At 64.7% G+C, this 15579-nt stretch carries 21 protein-coding genes; 17 read left to right on the plus strand and 4 right to left on the minus strand.

Going from position 1 to position 15579, the window contains the following annotated elements; genetic code table 11:
* The first annotated feature begins 2 nt into the window (after nt 1-2).
* From ACU5AX_RS17655 to ACU5AX_RS17685, 7 genes are all read left to right on the plus strand, one after another.
* Nucleotides 3-632, plus strand: a complete 630-nt coding sequence (locus tag ACU5AX_RS17655; RefSeq protein WP_076718498.1) for a 2,3-bisphosphoglycerate-dependent phosphoglycerate mutase — start codon at nt 3-5, stop codon at nt 630-632.
* A 13-nt stretch (nt 633-645) separates the two neighbouring features.
* Nucleotides 646-1947, plus strand: coding sequence for a phosphopyruvate hydratase (gene eno / locus ACU5AX_RS17660; RefSeq protein ID WP_198355580.1), 1302 nt, complete (start codon nt 646-648; stop codon nt 1945-1947).
* Nucleotides 1944-2756, plus strand: coding sequence for an undecaprenyl-diphosphate phosphatase (locus ACU5AX_RS17665; RefSeq protein WP_043060748.1), 813 nt, complete (start codon nt 1944-1946; stop codon nt 2754-2756). The genes eno and ACU5AX_RS17665 overlap by 4 nt, the downstream gene beginning before the upstream one ends.
* 55 nt (nt 2757-2811) lie before the next feature.
* A complete protein-coding gene (crcB, locus tag ACU5AX_RS17670) occupies nt 2812-3198 on the plus strand; it encodes a fluoride efflux transporter CrcB (protein WP_061780585.1) in 387 nt (128 codons plus the stop codon).
* Between the two features lie 103 nt (nt 3199-3301).
* Nucleotides 3302-3559, plus strand: coding sequence for a PepSY domain-containing protein (locus ACU5AX_RS17675; RefSeq protein WP_052814241.1), 258 nt, complete (start codon nt 3302-3304; stop codon nt 3557-3559).
* Nucleotides 3560-3596: 37 nt separating this feature from the next.
* Nucleotides 3597-4313: a sulfite exporter TauE/SafE family protein gene (locus tag ACU5AX_RS17680; protein ID WP_196227750.1), complete on the plus strand. Its 717-nt coding sequence runs from the start codon at nt 3597-3599 to the stop codon at nt 4311-4313.
* Nucleotides 4314-4371: 58 nt separating this feature from the next.
* Entirely contained in the window at nt 4372-5109 is a 738-nt protein-coding gene (locus ACU5AX_RS17685) for a sulfite exporter TauE/SafE family protein (protein WP_196227749.1), read from the plus strand.
* Here the strand turns inward: ACU5AX_RS17685 and nhaA are convergent.
* From nhaA to ACU5AX_RS17705, 4 genes are all read right to left on the minus strand, one after another.
* Complete coding sequence (gene nhaA / locus ACU5AX_RS17690; protein WP_043060751.1) at nt 5102-6283, minus strand: Na+/H+ antiporter NhaA; 1182 nt, start codon at nt 6281-6283, stop codon at nt 5102-5104. The genes ACU5AX_RS17685 and nhaA overlap by 8 nt on opposite strands.
* Before the next feature lie 326 nt (nt 6284-6609).
* The gene (locus tag ACU5AX_RS17695; protein ID WP_373284538.1) at nt 6610-7155 is read right to left on the minus strand and encodes a DsrE family protein; all 546 of its coding nucleotides are present in this window, start codon (nt 7153-7155) and stop codon (nt 6610-6612) included.
* Nucleotides 7156-7183: 28 nt separating this feature from the next.
* The gene (locus tag ACU5AX_RS17700) at nt 7184-7594 is read right to left on the minus strand and encodes an ArsR/SmtB family transcription factor (protein ID WP_043060753.1); all 411 of its coding nucleotides are present in this window, start codon (nt 7592-7594) and stop codon (nt 7184-7186) included.
* Nucleotides 7591-8214, minus strand: coding sequence for a peroxiredoxin (locus tag ACU5AX_RS17705; protein WP_043060754.1), 624 nt, complete (start codon nt 8212-8214; stop codon nt 7591-7593). The genes ACU5AX_RS17700 and ACU5AX_RS17705 overlap by 4 nt, the downstream gene beginning before the upstream one ends.
* A gap of 72 nt (nt 8215-8286) precedes the next feature.
* On the opposite strand from ACU5AX_RS17705, the gene ACU5AX_RS17710 reads away from it, so the two are divergent.
* From ACU5AX_RS17710 to ACU5AX_RS17755, 10 genes are read left to right on the plus strand one after another with little or no spacing between them, the layout of a single operon-like run.
* A complete protein-coding gene (locus tag ACU5AX_RS17710) occupies nt 8287-9216 on the plus strand; it encodes an MBL fold metallo-hydrolase (protein WP_446691944.1) in 930 nt (309 codons plus the stop codon).
* Entirely contained in the window at nt 9216-9656 is a 441-nt protein-coding gene (locus tag ACU5AX_RS17715) for a YeeE/YedE family protein (RefSeq protein WP_043060755.1), read from the plus strand. Before ACU5AX_RS17710 ends, ACU5AX_RS17715 begins: the two co-directional genes overlap by 1 nt.
* Entirely contained in the window at nt 9656-10081 is a 426-nt protein-coding gene (locus tag ACU5AX_RS17720) for a DUF6691 family protein (protein WP_043060756.1), read from the plus strand. Before ACU5AX_RS17715 ends, ACU5AX_RS17720 begins: the two co-directional genes overlap by 1 nt.
* Before the next feature lie 18 nt (nt 10082-10099).
* Nucleotides 10100-10534 carry a protein tyrosine phosphatase family protein gene (locus ACU5AX_RS17725; protein ID WP_043060757.1) on the plus strand — a complete coding sequence of 145 codons (435 nt, stop codon included), beginning with the start codon at nt 10100-10102 and terminating at the stop codon, nt 10532-10534.
* Entirely contained in the window at nt 10531-11763 is a 1233-nt protein-coding gene (locus ACU5AX_RS17730; protein WP_188658600.1) for an NAD(P)/FAD-dependent oxidoreductase, read from the plus strand. Before ACU5AX_RS17725 ends, ACU5AX_RS17730 begins: the two co-directional genes overlap by 4 nt.
* Entirely contained in the window at nt 11760-12542 is a 783-nt protein-coding gene (locus ACU5AX_RS17735; RefSeq protein WP_188658601.1) for a sulfite exporter TauE/SafE family protein, read from the plus strand. Before ACU5AX_RS17730 ends, ACU5AX_RS17735 begins: the two co-directional genes overlap by 4 nt.
* Nucleotides 12543-12571: 29 nt before the next feature.
* Nucleotides 12572-13351: a TlpA disulfide reductase family protein gene (locus ACU5AX_RS17740; RefSeq protein WP_229664496.1), complete on the plus strand. Its 780-nt coding sequence runs from the start codon at nt 12572-12574 to the stop codon at nt 13349-13351.
* On the plus strand, nt 13348-13974 hold the full coding sequence (locus tag ACU5AX_RS17745; RefSeq protein WP_188658602.1) for a DsbA family protein: 627 nt from the start codon (nt 13348-13350) through the stop codon (nt 13972-13974). The genes ACU5AX_RS17740 and ACU5AX_RS17745 overlap by 4 nt, the downstream gene beginning before the upstream one ends.
* A 2-nt stretch (nt 13975-13976) precedes the next feature.
* On the plus strand, nt 13977-14618 hold the full coding sequence (locus ACU5AX_RS17750) for a DsbA family protein (protein WP_188658603.1): 642 nt from the start codon (nt 13977-13979) through the stop codon (nt 14616-14618).
* 21 nt (nt 14619-14639) lie between these two features.
* Entirely contained in the window at nt 14640-15530 is an 891-nt protein-coding gene (locus ACU5AX_RS17755) for an MBL fold metallo-hydrolase (protein WP_150426776.1), read from the plus strand.
* Nucleotides 15531-15579 lie beyond the last annotated feature (49 nt).

Below are 15579 nucleotides of genomic sequence, written 5' to 3' on the forward strand. Positions count from 1 at the left end.
CGATGAACGGAGCTGCCCATGCGCGCCTGATCCTGCTTCGACATGGAGAAAGCGAAGCCAACGCCGCCAATCGCTTTACCGGATCGGCCGATCCCGCATTGACGGCAAACGGGCGCGGACAGGCCGACGCCGTTGCCCGTCAGTTGCTGGACCGCGGCATTCGGCCCGCCCGCATCTTCCGGTCGACGCTACGCAGGTGCGCCGACACCACTGCCATCGTCACGGCCGTGACCGGCAGTCAGGACGTTCCCGTCATCGCAAACCTGGCTCTCAACGAACGCGATTACGGCGCGCTGACAGGGCTGAACAAGGCGGAAGCCGCAGATCGGTACGGCGTCGAACAGGTGCTGCGCTGGCGCCGCTCCTATGCCGATGCACCGCCCGACGGGGAGAGCCTGCGCGATACGGCAGCGCGCGTGCTCGCCTACCACATCCACGTCATGCTGCCTGCCATTATGCAAGGCGGCGCCACGCTGGTCGTGGCGCACGGCAACAGCCTGCGCGCACTCGCCATGGCGCTCGACGGCATCGATGCGGTCGGGGTCGAGACGTTCGACATCCCGACCGCCGGTGCCATCCTCTACGAATTCGCCGCAACGACCGCGATCCTCGATCGCGCGATCATCTCCTGACAGGAAATTTCCCATGTCCATCGACAGCCAGATCGCCCGTCTCCAAGCCCTGGAAATCCTGGATTCCCGGGGCAATCCGACCCTGTCCGTCACGGTGACGCTGACGGACGGAAACTCGGCAACCGCCTCGGTCCCGTCCGGGGCTTCGACCGGCCTGCACGAAGCCGTCGAACTTCGCGACGACGACCGTAACCGTTACGGCGGCAAGGGCGTGCGGCGCGCTGCCGCTCATGTCGAAGGCGAGATTGCAGATGCACTCATGGGGTTGGATGCCCGCGCGCAATCCGACATCGATCATGTGATGATCGCACTCGACGGCACCGACACCAAGGGCCGGCTCGGTGGCAACGCCATCCTGGGCGTTTCCATTGCCGTCGCGCGCGCCTCCGCGCTGGCACAAGGGCGACCACTCTACCGGAGCCTGAACGACGCCGATGACTATCTCCTGCCGGTGCCCTGCATGAACGTCCTGAACGGCGGCAAACATGCCGACAGCAGCCTGGACTTCCAGGAATTCATGATCGTGCCGCACGGTGCGCCGGGTTTCGCGGAAGCCGTGCGCTACGGTGCGGAAACCTATGCCGCCCTGCGTAGCCTGTTGCACGACCGCGGGCTTGCGACCTCGGTGGGTGACGAGGGTGGCTTCGCGCCTCGGCTCGACAGCAACGAGGCCGCCTGCGAGCTGATCGTCGCAGCCATCGAACGTGCAGGGTATCGCCCCGGGGTCGATATCGCGATTGCGCTCGATCCCGCCGCATCGTCCTTTGCCGAGGGTGAGAGCTATCACCTGTCGCGGTCGCGCACCGGACGGCTCGATCGGGCGGCACTGCTCGCACTCTACGGGCGCTGGATCGATGCCTATCCGATCGTCTCGATCGAAGACGGCTTTGGCGAGGAAGACTGGGCCGGGTTCATCGATCAGACCGCCGACCAGGGCGATCGGATACAGATCGTCGGGGACGACCTGTTCGTCACCAACCCCCGCATCATCCGTGAAGGCATCGCCCGACACGCTGCCAATGCCGCCCTCATCAAGCCGAACCAGATCGGAACGGTGACGGAGACGATCGAGGCCGTCCGCATCTGCCAGCAAGCGGGATGGGGGACGATGGTGTCGCATCGCTCCGGTGAAACCGCAGACGACTTCATCGCCGACTTTGCGGTCGCGATGGGTGCAGGCCAGATTAAGTCGGGCGCCCCGTGTCGCGGCGAGCGGCTTGCCAAATATAACCGCCTCATCGCGATCGAGGCGGAGCTGGGCGATCGTGCCCGCATGGCGGCTCCGTTTGCCCGTTACGTCGAGAGGCGGGCATGATCGATCCTACCGCATTGGTCGCACCCGTCGTCCTCGGCATTGTCGAGGGCCTGACCGAGTTCATTCCCGTCTCCTCGACGGGCCACCTCATCCTCACCGAGCGTCTGATCGGCTATGAGGGACGGCAAGCGGGCATCGTCGATGTCGTCATCCAAGTCGGCGCGATTCTGGCAGTCTGCTGGCTCTATCGCGCAAAGCTGTGGTTGGTGGTGACCGGATTGAAGGGCGATGCCGGCGCACGACGCTTTTCGCGCAACGTCCTCATCGCCTTCATTCCGTCCGTCATCGTCGGCGGACTGGCACACGACTTCATCAAACAGGTGCTGTTTTCGCCCTATGTCGTGGTCGTCAGCCTTGTTGCAGGCGGGATTGCGATCATCGTGATCGAACGGTGGGCCAAGCGCCGTGCGGTCGTTGCCGGCGACGTCGAACACCTGTCGCCATCGCTCGCGCTCGGGATCGGGCTTTGCCAGCTTCTCTCGCTCATCCCCGGCGTGTCTCGCTCCGGCGCGACCATCATGGGCGGCGTTGCGTTGGGTGTCGAGCGTCGAGCGGCCACGGAATTCTCGTTCTTCCTGGCGATCCCGACCATGTTCGGCGCCGCTACGCTCGATCTCTATAAGAACCGCGACATCATCGGGGTCGATGACGTGATGGCGATCGGTGTCGGGCTGGTGGTGTCGTTCGTCGTCGCGATGGCGGTCGTAAGATGGCTCGTCCGCTACGTCGGTCGGCACGGTTTCGAGCCGTTCGGGTGGTATCGGATCGTCTTCGGCTTCGTGGTCGCCGGGTTGCTCGCCTCGGGCTGACCGACGCGCTGCCTTCCGTCGGCTTCTTTGCCACTCTGCAAGCAACGGAATGACAATGCCTCTTTGGACAGGTTTCCTGGTCGTGTTCCTTGGCTCGGGCATCGGCGGAATGCTGCGCCACGGGGTTGGTCTGCTTGCCCTGCGTTTCACGGGTGCGAACTTTCCCTGGGGTACGCTCGTCATCAACGTCGTCGGCTCGGCGTTGATGGGCCTGATGATCGGCCTGTTCGCGGCAAGGAGCATCAACGATCCCGAACTGCGGCTGTTCGTGACGACCGGACTGATCGGCGGCTTTACGACATGGTCGACCTTCTCGCTGGATATCGTGACGTTATGGGAACGCGGCGAGATCGGCTCTGCCATTGCTTATGCCGCTGCCAGCATCGTGCTGTCGTTGACGGTCCTGGCAATCGCCCTTCTCGCCGCGCGGCGCTGGGGATGATGCGAACAGCTGCACCAACGCACGGTGTTGACCGATACTGATATCGATCAGGAACGCTCTCGAAAGAATGACGTTTGCCCGGAACTGCAACGGGAGAATTTTCATGAAGATGCTGCTTGCGGCAACGGTCGCGATCGCGTTGGCGACGCCTGCTTTTGCCGATAATGACATGCCCACCAAGGCGCAGCGCGCATCGGTGATGAAGGCAATCCGCGCCGCTGGCTGCACCAATCCGACGAAGGTCGAGCGTGACGACGGTGGATTCGAGGTGGACAACGCCCGTTGCAAGGACGGCGTGTACGATCTGAAGCTGTCAGCGGACTACAAGATCATTTCGCGCGAGCGCGAGGACAACGACTGACCATGCCCGGCGCTCGCGCCGGCAGGCCGGGCGCCGCATGACTGACTATTTGCTACTCGTCCTGGGTGCGTTCGTTGCAGCCGCAATCTCGGGGTCTGCGGGCTTCGGAGGCGCATTGTTGCTCCTGCCGCTCCTCAACCAAGTCGTCGGCGTGACCGAAGCAGTGCCGCTGCTGACGATCATCCAGATCATCGGTAACGGTGCCCGTGCCGTCATGAACTGGCAGCAGATACGCTGGCGCCCGGTCTTGCTGTTTCTCGCGGCGGCCATTCCGCTGTCGATGCTGGGGGCATTGTCCTTCGCATCACTTCCGACCAGCCTCGTCACTCGCCTGGTCGGTGGAGCGATCCTGTTGCTCGTCGTTCTCAAGGCGACGGGTATGATCGCGTTCAAGCCATCGCGCCGGGTTCTGGTCGTCGGGGGTGGCATTACCGGCCTGCTATCCGGCCTTGTGGGCAGTGCCGGACCGCTCGGCGCCGCGGTCTTCCTCAGCCTCGGCCTGCCCCCGCTCGCCTATGTTGCGAGCGATGCGACTGCGGCCATTGCCATGCACGGTGCCAAGACCATCGTTTATGGCGCGACGATCGATCTTGGACCGGCTTTCTGGCCCCTTGCGATTGCGATGGGCCTCGCGATGATCGCCGGCACCTGGGCCGGGCGCTCGCTTATCAAGCGACTGCCCGTCGACCGCTTTCGCCAATTCGTGATGGTCCTGCTCGCACTGATCGCGGTGCAGATGATCGTCATGGGCTGACAATAGGGGATCGGCGCAATAGCCGTATCCCGTCACTGCTTATCCGAAAGTCCGTGCGATGGATGCCTCCACCGTACTGCTGCTCGCCCTTCTGATGATGGCGGGTGCGGCACTCTACACCTCGGTCGGCCATGCCGGCGCATCGGCCTATCTGGCGATCATGGCGCTGTTCTCGCTGCCCGCCGAGACGATGCGCCCGACCGCGCTGATCCTCAACATTCTCGTCGCAAGTTTCACGACCTGGCGCTTCGTGCGCGCCGGGCAATTCAATGCAAGGCTGCTGCTGCCGTTCGTGATCGGCGCGATCCCGGCCGCCTATCTGGCAGGGCAACTCCATCTGCCGGGGTACATCTACCGCCCGATCGTCGCGGCCGTGCTGCTGCTTGCCGCGATCCGCCTGTTGTGGCCGTCGAAGCATGAAGCGCCGGAACCGGTGCCGCCTCGCCATGGAATCGCGATCCTCTCCGGAGCGGGCATCGGCGCGCTGTCTGGGCTGACCGGGACAGGGGGCGGCATATTCCTCAGTCCGCTCGTGCTGCTCCTGGGCTGGGAGACGCCGCGCCGCACGTCGGGACTGTCGGCCGCCTTCATCCTGTGCGTCTCGATCGCCGGGTTGCTTGACAACCTCACGTCGGTCGGCCGGTTGCCGCGCGAGTTGCCGATCTTTGTCGTGGCCGTCTTTCTCGGCGCGCTGATCGGCACCCGGCTCGGTGTGTCGAAGCTCGATTCCCGGCGCCTGCTTCAGGCGCTCGGCGCTGTCCTTCTGATCGCAGCCGGGAAACTGGCGCTCACCTGACGTTGCCCCCGGAATCACGCTTGGCCCATCGCAGTGTGAAATAGCCGAGCAGACCGGAAATCAGCGAGCCGGCAAGAACACCGATCTTGGCCTCCGCCTGGAGGAGGGGACTGCTCGGAAAGGCGAGCAGCGTGATGAAGATGCTCATCGTGAACCCGATGCCGCACAGGAGCGCTACCCCGAGCATCTGAAGCCGCCCCGCATGTGCGGGCCTGTCGGCCAGCCCCAGCCTGACCGCGATCGACGCAAAGCCGAAGACGCCTCCGACCTTGCCGAGCAGCAATCCTGCCGCGACGCCGAGCGTGACGGGCGCGACCAGCGCGCTCGGCGGGAGCCCCAGCACCGGCACCGCGGCATTCGCCAGCCCGAAGACGGGAACGATCAGAAAGCTCACCGGCAGATGCAGGGCATGTTCCAGTCGATGCAGCGGGCTGACGCAGGCATGGTCGGATCGACCGGGAGTGCGCTCCATCGGTATGGTGAAGGCCAGCATGACACCGGCGAGCGTCGCGTGGATGCCCGAGCGCAGAACCAGTACCCAAAGAACGATGCCCACGAGAAGATAGGGCGACAGGCGTCGTACCTTGAACAGGTTGAACCCGATCAAAACCGCGAGCGCCGCTCCCGCCCCCGCTAGTGCAGGCAACGAGAGGTCGGCCGTGTAGAACAGCGCGATGATGAGCACCGCGCCGAGATCGTCGATGATCGCCAGCGCCGCGAGAAACACGCGCAACGATGCAGGCACGCGATTACCGAGCAGTGCGATGACGCCCAGCGCGAAGGCGATATCGGTCGCCGCGGGGATCGCCCATCCGGCCGCGGTCGGTCCGGCATTGAATGCGAGATAGATAAGAGCGGGCACGATCATGCCGCCGGCGGCTGCGATGCCCGGCAGGACGCGCCGCGGCCATGTCGAGAGCTGGCCGTCTACTACCTCGCGCTTGATCTCCAGCCCGACGAGCAGGAAGAACACCGCCATCAGACCGTCATTGATCCAGTGTTCGAGCGACAGCGGCCCGACATAGGCGTGCAGCATCGCTGCATAACCCGGTCCGAGAGGCGAGTTGGCGATGATGAGCGCAACCACCGCGGCGGCCATGAGAACCAGTCCGGCTGATGACTGTGCTTCGAGAAAACGGCGGATCGCACTGGGGTGCGATTGGGCATGGCTCATCAACAGGGTATCCGGACGTGAGAATTCGGACGCTGGCGGCCCGACCAGCGTAAGAACCTGCCCACCTCCGAATATGGCGGCGAACACCCGGGGAGAGCTATCGCATCGTCACATCATCAGGGCAACGTCATGTCGTGCCGTGAGCCCATCGTACAATTGAAACGATCCAAGCAGGCCCATGAGAGCTGCAGCGGCCGCTATCATCAAACAGGCGGTCGACATCCGATCGGTATCCGAGGTCTTATCGCTCGTCCCACCAAGGAACGGCCAACGAGACGAGGGGACGTTCTCGGAATCGATCGCGCTTCGGGACAGTGTGAAAGCGATCAGTCCGGGATCAATGCCCAACCGCGTATCTGCAACGTCGCCATCGTCGTAAGCGCCGACACATCGACTTCGACGACCTTGTCGACCTCAGCAGGGGCAATCCCGTTCCCGACCAGAGCCTGGCTGCACACCCGAACGGACACGCCTGCTCGTTTCAACGCCGCTATCAGGGCAAGATTAGGGTTCGTGGCAGCGCCGGTTTTCGTCGCATACGCCCCATTTTCAGCAATAATCGGTGTCGCCGGGCCGTGGACGATCACGACCACATCTCCCTGTGCTGGCCGCACGTTGTCCGCGCCGAGCAGATTCAGAAAGCGCGCGACCTTCTCCAGCGAGGGATTGACCTTGTCGGGGGATGACGCCGCCTTCGTCACGCTGAACAGTACCCGATAGCGCAGGGAGCGGTCCGGCCGCTCAACCGCGCCTTCTACCGGCGTGATCTTGCCATAGCCGGCAATCACGGGCTGTTGAGCGGTGCCTCCCGCTGACCCGGCACTGCTCATGACGGCAAGGCATCCTGCAACTGCGATAACGGGAAGCCGCATCTCATTTTTCCTTCCACAACCGGAATGATCATCCGACCCTCGCAAACACGGCCGCGCCCATGTTTCGCGGCCGCGCGGCAACCGACGCCCCGCGCGCTCGCGCCGGACGGGGAGCGGGAGCTGCTTCCTCCACGGCTGTATCGTCAGCGCCGAACATCGCTTCCAGCGTGCGCACGCACAGTGCAGCTGCGTCATCGGCAAGCCGGTAGTGAACCTGCTTGGCTTCACGTCTTGTCTTCACCAGATCGGCGCGGCGCAGCTCGGCAAGCTGCTGGCTGAGGGCCGGTTGGGTCACGCCGGTAGCAGCCTCTATGTCCGCAACCTGACGCTCACCGCCGAGCAGATAGGACAGGATCATGAGGCGCTGAGGCTGGGCGAACACGCGCAGCTTTTCGACCGCCGCATCGGCGATCGCGCGGGATTGATGGATCGCTGTCATCGATCGGCCTTTAACTGATGAAACCAGTCGTCACCGGCGCTACCCGGCAAGGCAGGCGGCAGCAGGACATCATCACCCGGCTGCCAGTCGGCCGGCGTATAGGCTTGCCCATCGGCCGAACGCTGCAATGCCCTGACTGTGCGGAGCATCTCGTCGACGGATCGCCCGACGTTCATCGGATACCAGTTGAGCGCACGGATAATGCCTTCGGGATCGATGAAATAAGTCGCGCGGACGGCTGAGGCGTCGCCGGCCTGTTCGTCGAGCATGCCGTAGGCGTAACCCACCGCCATCGACGGGTCTTCGACGACCGGGAACGGCACCTCTACACCGAAGACATCCTTGATCGCGCGCAACCAGGCGACGTGCGAATACAGGCTGTCGACCGACAACCCGAGCAGGACGCAATCCAGCTCCTCGAATTGCGGTGCGGCCTTCGCCAAGGCCACGAACTCGCTGGTGCAGACCGGCGTGAAATCAGCCGGGTGCGAAAAGAACACGACCCAACGACCACGATACTGATCGAGCGACATCTCGCCCTGCGTCGTGCGGGCAATGAAATTCGGGGCCGCGTCCCCGATGCGCAACGAGCGCGGTACGTCTGCATCCATCGTTTCCATGCTTTTCAGATGGCACGGGCAGCCCGTTGACGCAAGCAGATTATACAACTACATAAACCATGAAATCAATAAATGGAGACGATCGTGGAGTCGGCGTTAAACAAGGCAGTTGCGCAGATTGAACGTGCGAAGGCGGCAGGAGCGCCGATTGTCCATTCCTTCTTCGATGAGCCGACCAACACCGCGACCTACGTCGTCTGGGACCCTGCCACGCGGAAGGCGGCGATCGTCGACAGCGTCCTGGACTTCGACGCCGCGGCAGGCCGCACCGGGACGACATCAGCGGACGCGGTCATCGCATATGTGCGGGAGCACGGCCTCTCGGTCGAATGGCTGCTCGAAACCCATGCCCATGCCGATCACCTGTCTGCGGCGCCCTATCTGCAAAAGGTGCTGGGTGGTCAGCTCGCGATCGACCGCGAGATCATTCGCGTGCAGAACGTCTTCGGCAAGATTTTCAACGCCGGAACCGACTTCGAACGCGACGGCTCCGAGTTCGACCGCCTGTTCGACGATGGCGACCGTTTTGCGATCGGCGACATCGAGGCCATCGCGCTGCATGTGCCGGGGCACACCCCCGCCGACATGGCCTATGTCATCGGCGACGCGGTCTTCACCGGCGATACCCTCTTCATGCCGGATTACGGCACCGCACGCGCGGATTTCCCCGGTGGTGATGCGCGCCAGCTATTCCGCTCGATCCGCCGGCTGATGCAGTTGCCTGACGAGACGCGACTGTTCCTGTGCCACGACTACAAGGCTGCGGGTCGCGACCGGTATGTCTGGGAAACGACCGTGGGCGCGCAGCGCGTCGGCAACGTCCATGTCCACGAAGGGGTGAACGAAGACGACTTCGTCGCGATGCGCACCAGTCGGGACGCCACCTTGGCGATGCCCAAGCTCATCCTGCCGTCGGTGCAGGTGAACATGCGCGGCGGCCATCTGCCGGCGCCGGAAGCCAACGGCACCCGCTACCTCAAGATTCCACTGGATGCGCTGTGATGCCCGAATTTTTTCCCCATGCCATGCCGCTTGCCGGCTTCATCGGTGGCCTGATGATCGGTGTCGCTGCGGCGATCATGTTGCTGGGCAACGGTCGGATCGCCGGGGTCAGCGGGATGTTCGCGCGTGTCCTCGGCCTCTCCGAAGGGGGCGCTCCCTGGATGACAGCACTGCTTTTCACGGCAGGGCTGCCGCTGGGTGCGGCGCTGGCCGCGGCCGATGTGGATGTGGAAGCCCGCTTCCCGACATCCCTTGGGCTGATCGCCGTCGCCGGGCTGATCGTCGGGATCGGTACGCGGCTCGGCGCGGGGTGCACCAGCGGTCACGGCGTCTGCGGCCTGTCGCGCCTGTCGCCGCGGTCCATCGTTGCGACGGGTACGTTCATGGCGACCGGTATCGCCACCGTGACCCTCATGCGTCTGGCGGGAGTGGTATCGTGATGCGCCAGAGCCTCCTTTCGCTCATGAGCGGCACGCTGTTCGGCGCCGGCCTCGCCGTGTCCGGCATGATCGATCCTGCGCGGGTGCGGGCGTTCCTCGACGTCGCCGGTGCCTGGGACCCGACCCTCGCCTTCGTCATGGCCGGAGCGATCCTGCCGATGGCGCTGGCCTGGCTCATCGTGCGTCGGCGCTCCACGCCGATCGTCGCCGAGCAATTCCATACGCCCGCCACGTCGCCGATCGACGCGCGCCTCATCGGCGGTGCCGCCCTGTTCGGCATAGGCTGGGGCCTTGTCGGCCTGTGCCCGGGCCCTGCCATCGCCGCACTCGCGATCCAGCCTGCCCCCGCGCTGCTCTTCATCGCTGCAATGGCGCTCGGCGCAGCCATCCACTGCTTCGCACTCACCCCACGCCGTTCGGCGTGACCGGATAGGAGACGTCACATGGCCTTCAAGAAGATCACATCGTCCTTCTCGGCTGCTCCCCAACTTACCCGAAATGACGTCGCTGCTGCCGCACAGGCAGGATACCACTCGATCATTTCGAGCCGGCCCGATGGCGAGGAGCCAGGGCAGCCGAGCGCGCACGAAATGGCCCGGATCGCCGAAGAACATGGCCTTGGGTTCGCCCATGTCCCGATCGTGCCGGGCAAGGCGACCGATGCCGATGCGGACCGGATGAAGGAAGCGCTGGCCTCGCTGCCGGGGCCGACGCTCGGCTTCTGCCGAAGCGGCACGCGGGCGGCCACCCTATGGGCGCTGGCGGAGGCGGATCACGCCGATCCGGCGACGATCATCGGTCAGGCCAAGGCAGCCGGATACGATCTGGCCGATCTGAAGTCGGCGCTCGCCCGCCGTTCCGGAAAGGCCGGCAAATGACCTACGACATCGTCATCATTGGAGGCGGAGCCGCGGGTATCGCAACGGCCGCCAGCATTCTGAAGCGCAACGCCCAAGTGTCGATCGCGGTCGTCGATCCGGCCCAAGATCACTATTATCAGCCCGGTTGGACGTTGGTCGGGGCGGGCGTTTTCACCCCCGAACAGACCCGCAAGGCGGAAGCCGACGTGATGCCCAAGGGCGTCGAATGGATCCGGCTGCCTGCGATTGCCATCGACCCCGAGCGTCGGGCGATCACCCTGGGCGACGGGGATACGATCGCTTACCGTGTCCTGATCGTCGCCCCCGGCCTGCGCCTCGCATGGGAAAAGATCGCCGGGCTTCCCGAAGCACTCGGCCGCAACGGTGTCACGTCCAATTACCGCTACGATCTGGCACCTTACACCTGCCAGCTTGTCCAGGAATTGCAGCGGGGACGCGCGCTGTTCTCGCAACCGCCGATGCCGATCAAATGCGCCGGCGCTCCTCAAAAGGCGATGTACCTGTCCTGCGACATCTGGCGCGATCACGGTGTTCTTCCAGCGATCGACGTCGAGTTTCACAACGCCGGCCCGGCGCTGTTCGGCGTTGCGACCTACGTCCCTGCGCTGATGGAATATGTCGGGAAGTACGGGATCGACCTCAGGCTCGAATCCAACCTAGTCGCGGTCGACGCCGATCGGCGTATTGCCACGTTCGAGCACAAGCGGGACGGCGTCAGCGAGCGGGTCGAGCGCGAGTTCGACATGCTCCACGTCGTGCCGCCTCAGGTTTCGCATGACGTCGTCGCCAAAAGTCCGCTCGCGGCGGCAAACGGCTTCGTCGAGGTCGATGAGGCCACGCTGCGCCACAAGCGGTACGACGACGTCTTTGCCTTGGGCGATGCTGCCGGGACGAGCAATGCGAAGACGGCCGCGGCAGCCCGCAAGCAGGCACCCGTGGTGGCGGTCAACGCGCTCGCCGCACTCGATGGTAAAGCCCCAGTCGCCGACTATGACGGTTATGGATCGTGCCCGCTTACCGTCGAGCGCGGCAAGATCGTCCTTGCCGAGTTCGGCTATGGTGGAAAACTCCTCCCCAGCTTTCCGTCGTGGCTGCTGAACGGCACGCGCCCGACGCGCGCGGCCTGGTTCCTGAAGGAGCGGATGCTGCCCCCGATCTATTGGCAGGGCATGCTGAAAGGCCATGAGTGGATGGCGGCTCCGCATGAGATCGGCAAGGCGGCATGACCCTCGAACCGATCCAGTATCTGCTGGGCGCGCTGTCGGGCAGCCTGGTGGGCTTCACCCTCGGTCTGGTCGGCGGGGGAGGCTCGATCCTCGCTGTCCCGCTCATGGTCTATCTGGTGCGCGTGCCCAACGCCCACCTCGCCATCGGCACGAGCGCGTTCGCGGTCGCCGCTAACGCTGCAACCGGGCTGATCGGTCATGCAAGGGCGCACACCGTTAAATGGCGCTGTGGCGGCATGTATGCGACCGCCGGCGTCATCGGTGCCCTGTTCGGCTCCACTGCGGGCAAGGCCGTCGACGGCGGCAAGCTCCTATTCCTGTTCGCGCTGGTCATGGTCGTCGTCGGCGTCCTGATGCTGCGCGGGCGGGGTGACACGGGTAGCCCGGGAGCGGAGTGCAACCGGGAAAAGGCACCGAAGGTGCTGGGCTATGGCCTCGGCACCGGTCTGTTCTCGGGCTTCTTCGGCATCGGCGGGGGCTTTCTGATCGTCCCCGGCCTGATCGGGTCGACGGGCATGCCGATTTTGAACGCTGTCGGCACGTCATTGGTCGCCGTCACCGCGTTCGGGCTGACGACGGCCGCCAATTACGCGTTTTCCGGTCTGGTGGACTGGCCGCTCGCTTTCGTGTTCATCGCCGGTGGGGTTGTCGGTGGCCTGATCGGCACGCGGATCGCGAAGCGCCTCGGCACCGGCGGCACGCTCACCACGGTCTTCGCCGTCCTGATCTTCGTGGTGGCGGCCTATATGATTTGGAAGAGCACGGCCGCGTTTCTCTGATGGGGGGTGCGATTGCCATCGGGCCGCTGATGCTGGTCGTCGATCGCGGGCTTGCTGTGCTATGCATCGTCGTGTTCCTTGGCCTCACGACGCTGGCCGGTCGGTTCCGCTTCCCTCGCGTATCGGCAGCCGCAACCAGCGCCATCGTCGCTGGAATGGTCGCGGCGCGGACCGGTTACGTCGCAGCGCATTGGTCGAGCTACGCCGACGCTCCGCTGTCCATCCTTGCCGTGTGGAAGGGCGGCTTTTCCCCCGTCGCAGGGCTTCTCGGCGCTGCGGCGACGCTGGCCACCCGGCTTGGCCGCTCAAGCGCGCTGGCGGCAGGCTGGGGAGCGTTGGCTGTTGCGGGTGGCCTCTGGTTCTCGCTTCAGGCCCTGATGCCTCCCGTGACCTACGGCCCGTTCCCCTATCATTTCAACCTGACGACCCCGTCCGGCGCTCCGCTTCCGCTTGATCGCCTCCGTGGCAGGCCGTTCGTGGTCAACCTGTGGGCGACATGGTGCGGCCCGTGCCGGCGTGAGCTGCCGATGCTCGATGCGGTTGCATCGCGCCCTGGCGAGGTCCCGATCCTTCTTGCCGATCAGGGCGAGGCACAAGCGATCGTCAGCGGCTTTCTCGACCGTGAAGGTGTCGGTGCGCGGCATGTCGCGCTCGACCCCGATCGCGGGCTTTCCCAAGCCCTGAAGGTGGTGGGATATCCCGCAACGGCTTTCGTCGCAGGCGACGGCACGATCGTGCAGCTCCAGCTCGGCGAATTGTCACGCGCTGCCCTCGCCGATGGAATCGAATTAGCAAGGAAACACCGATGAACCGTCGCAACCTGTTGTCGCGGGGCCTCCTGGCTGCGCTTGCCTTCGCCGCACCGATCACGCCTCTCATGGCCCAGCAGCCCGATCTGTCGCGCAAGTCCGTCGTCGATGATCCCGCGGCTCCCAAGCGCGCGGGCAAGACCTATGATGTCACGGTGGTCGAGTTCTTTGACTACAACTGCCCCTATTGTCGTCGCATGGAGCCGGTGCTGAACGCCCTGCTTCACTCCGACCCGAAAGTACGGGTCGTGTACCGGGACTGGCCGATCTTCGGACCTGCCTCGCGTGAGGCGTCACGCGCGGCCGTCGCGAGCCAATGGCAGGGCAGGCATGCCGCCTTTCACGAGGCCCTCATGACCTCGCCGGCGCGGCTCGACAGCGCGGGCGTCAAGGCAGCGGCTGCCAAAGCCAGGGTCGACTGGCCCCGTCTGCAACGCGATTTGAAGACGCGTGGCGCCGAAATCGACGCACTGCTCACGCGCACCGATAGCATCGCCCAAGCGATCGGTTTCAACGGAACGCCGGCGTTGATCGTCGGCTCGCAGGTCGTCGCCGGTGCTGTCGATCTCCCGACGTTGCATCGTCTCGTCGCGGAAGCGCGCAAAAAACCTGCGGCGCGCTGACCATGCCCGGGCCGCTCAATCGGAGACAGCTTGCCGGCTTAGGCGCGGTGGTCGTGGGTGGTTGGGCAGTCGGGCAGGTTCTGTGGCGTACCGCCCCGATCGGGCGCGACGTCGGGCCGACCGCTGACCTGATCCTGGCCGGCAATGGCTCGCCTGAGGACGGGCCTGCCGACGCTACGCTCCGGCTTGCCGTGTTCAGCGACTATCGTTGTCCGGCTTGCCGTCACGGGTTTCCCGCGCTGGAAGAGGCTGTGCAGCGCGACGGCAAGGTGCGGGTCATCTACAAGGACTGGCCGATCTTCGGTCCACCATCCGAACGTGCCGCAAGCGTGGCGCTCGCGTGCGCCGAGCAAGGGATTTACCCAGTCGTCCACCGTGCGTTGATGACGGACAGCCGCACGATCGACGACGCAATGCTGCGGGACGTCGTGATGCGCGCTGGCGGCGACTGGCTGCGCGCGACGACTTGGCTTGCGGCCCATGCTGACGCTGTCGCAGCCCGCCTGCGGGCGAACGGTCAGGAAGCCTATTCGATCGGGCTAGCCGGCACCCCGGGTTATCTTGCCGGTCGCCTGTTGGTGATGGGCGCGATCGACACCGGCGATTTCAAACGGCTGTTCGCGCGTGCGCGGGAAGAAAGCTGACGATGCGAGAGGATACGAAACATGATCGAGTATAATCACAAGGGCATGACGATCGCGTCACTCCATGACGAGCGCACCGGCAGCTTCCAGTATGTCGTAGTTGACGAGGCCACGAAGGTCGCCGCGATTATCGACCCGGTCCTCGATTTCGATCCGCGCGCCGGTGCGACCGCAACCGACAATGCCGATATGATCCTCGAATATGTGCGCGCGAAGCGTCTTACAGTAGAATGGGTACTCGATACCCATTCCCACGCCGATCACTTCTCCGCTGCTCCGTACCTTGCTGAAAAGACAGGTGGCAAAACCGCGATCGGCGCCAAGGTCATAGAGGTGCAGAAGCTTTGGCAGGACATCTACTGCCTGCCCGACCTGCCCGTCGATGGCAGCCAGTGGGATCGCCTGTTCGCCGATGGCGAGCAGTTCAGGATCGGCTCGCTCGACGCGCACGTCATGCTGTCGCCCGGCCACACGCTCGCCTCGATCACCTATGTCGTGGGTGACGCGTCGTTCGTTCACGACACCCTTATGGTGCCTGACAGCGGCACGAGCCGGGCGGATTTCCCTGGCGGGGACGCGCACGCGCTTTGGCGCTCGATCCGCGCTATCCTCGACCTCTCGCCTGAAACCGCCACCTATGTCGGGCATGACTACGGCAAGGACGGTCGCGAGGTAGTCGGCCGCTCGACCGTGGCGGACCAGCGCCGAGACAACATCCATGTGCGCGACGGCATAGACGAGGCGGAGTTCGTGGCGACCCGCGAGAAGCGCGACGCTTCGCTGCCATTACCCGACCTGATGCTCGCTGCGCTTCAGGTCAACATTCGTGGCGGCCGGCTCCCCGATGCGGAGGCGTGCGGGACGGCTTTCCTCAAGGTGCCTTTGAACCGCTTCGGCCCAGCTGCGGAATAGTCCGGTCTGCCGCGATGCGTCTGATAGCGGACCGGACGCTCCTGACATT

The organism is Sphingomonas benefaciens, assembly GCF_052907485.1.

Excerpts from the sequence above, each read along its gene's own strand:
- ACU5AX_RS17735 (WP_188658601.1), top strand. The coding sequence starts at position 11,760 with ATGACCCTCGAACCGATCCAGTATCTGCTGGGCGCGCTGTCGGGCAGC.
- ACU5AX_RS17680 (WP_196227750.1), top strand. The coding sequence starts at position 3,597 with ATGACTGACTATTTGCTACTCGTCCTGGGTGCGTTCGTTGCAGCCGCA.
- nhaA (WP_043060751.1), bottom strand. The coding sequence starts at position 6,283 with ATGAGCCATGCCCAATCGCACCCCAGTGCGATCCGCCGTTTTCTCGAA.
- ACU5AX_RS17715 (WP_043060755.1), top strand. The coding sequence starts at position 9,216 with ATGCCCGAATTTTTTCCCCATGCCATGCCGCTTGCCGGCTTCATCGGT.
- ACU5AX_RS17745 (WP_188658602.1), top strand. The coding sequence starts at position 13,348 with ATGAACCGTCGCAACCTGTTGTCGCGGGGCCTCCTGGCTGCGCTTGCC.
- ACU5AX_RS17685 (WP_196227749.1), top strand. The coding sequence starts at position 4,372 with ATGGATGCCTCCACCGTACTGCTGCTCGCCCTTCTGATGATGGCGGGT.
- ACU5AX_RS17750 (WP_188658603.1), top strand. The coding sequence starts at position 13,977 with ATGCCCGGGCCGCTCAATCGGAGACAGCTTGCCGGCTTAGGCGCGGTG.
- ACU5AX_RS17705 (WP_043060754.1), bottom strand. The coding sequence starts at position 8,214 with ATGGAAACGATGGATGCAGACGTACCGCGCTCGTTGCGCATCGGGGAC.
- eno (WP_198355580.1), top strand. The coding sequence starts at position 646 with ATGTCCATCGACAGCCAGATCGCCCGTCTCCAAGCCCTGGAAATCCTG.
- ACU5AX_RS17720 (WP_043060756.1), top strand. The coding sequence starts at position 9,656 with ATGCGCCAGAGCCTCCTTTCGCTCATGAGCGGCACGCTGTTCGGCGCC.
- ACU5AX_RS17755 (WP_150426776.1), top strand. The coding sequence starts at position 14,640 with ATGATCGAGTATAATCACAAGGGCATGACGATCGCGTCACTCCATGAC.
- ACU5AX_RS17675 (WP_052814241.1), top strand. The coding sequence starts at position 3,302 with ATGAAGATGCTGCTTGCGGCAACGGTCGCGATCGCGTTGGCGACGCCT.
- ACU5AX_RS17730 (WP_188658600.1), top strand. The coding sequence starts at position 10,531 with ATGACCTACGACATCGTCATCATTGGAGGCGGAGCCGCGGGTATCGCA.
- ACU5AX_RS17695 (WP_373284538.1), bottom strand. The coding sequence starts at position 7,155 with ATGCGGCTTCCCGTTATCGCAGTTGCAGGATGCCTTGCCGTCATGAGC.
- ACU5AX_RS17740 (WP_229664496.1), top strand. The coding sequence starts at position 12,572 with ATGCTGGTCGTCGATCGCGGGCTTGCTGTGCTATGCATCGTCGTGTTC.
- ACU5AX_RS17655 (WP_076718498.1), top strand. The coding sequence starts at position 3 with ATGAACGGAGCTGCCCATGCGCGCCTGATCCTGCTTCGACATGGAGAA.
- ACU5AX_RS17725 (WP_043060757.1), top strand. The coding sequence starts at position 10,100 with ATGGCCTTCAAGAAGATCACATCGTCCTTCTCGGCTGCTCCCCAACTT.
- crcB (WP_061780585.1), top strand. The coding sequence starts at position 2,812 with ATGCCTCTTTGGACAGGTTTCCTGGTCGTGTTCCTTGGCTCGGGCATC.
- ACU5AX_RS17665 (WP_043060748.1), top strand. The coding sequence starts at position 1,944 with ATGATCGATCCTACCGCATTGGTCGCACCCGTCGTCCTCGGCATTGTC.
- ACU5AX_RS17700 (WP_043060753.1), bottom strand. The coding sequence starts at position 7,594 with ATGACAGCGATCCATCAATCCCGCGCGATCGCCGATGCGGCGGTCGAA.
- ACU5AX_RS17710 (WP_446691944.1), top strand. The coding sequence starts at position 8,287 with ATGGAGACGATCGTGGAGTCGGCGTTAAACAAGGCAGTTGCGCAGATT.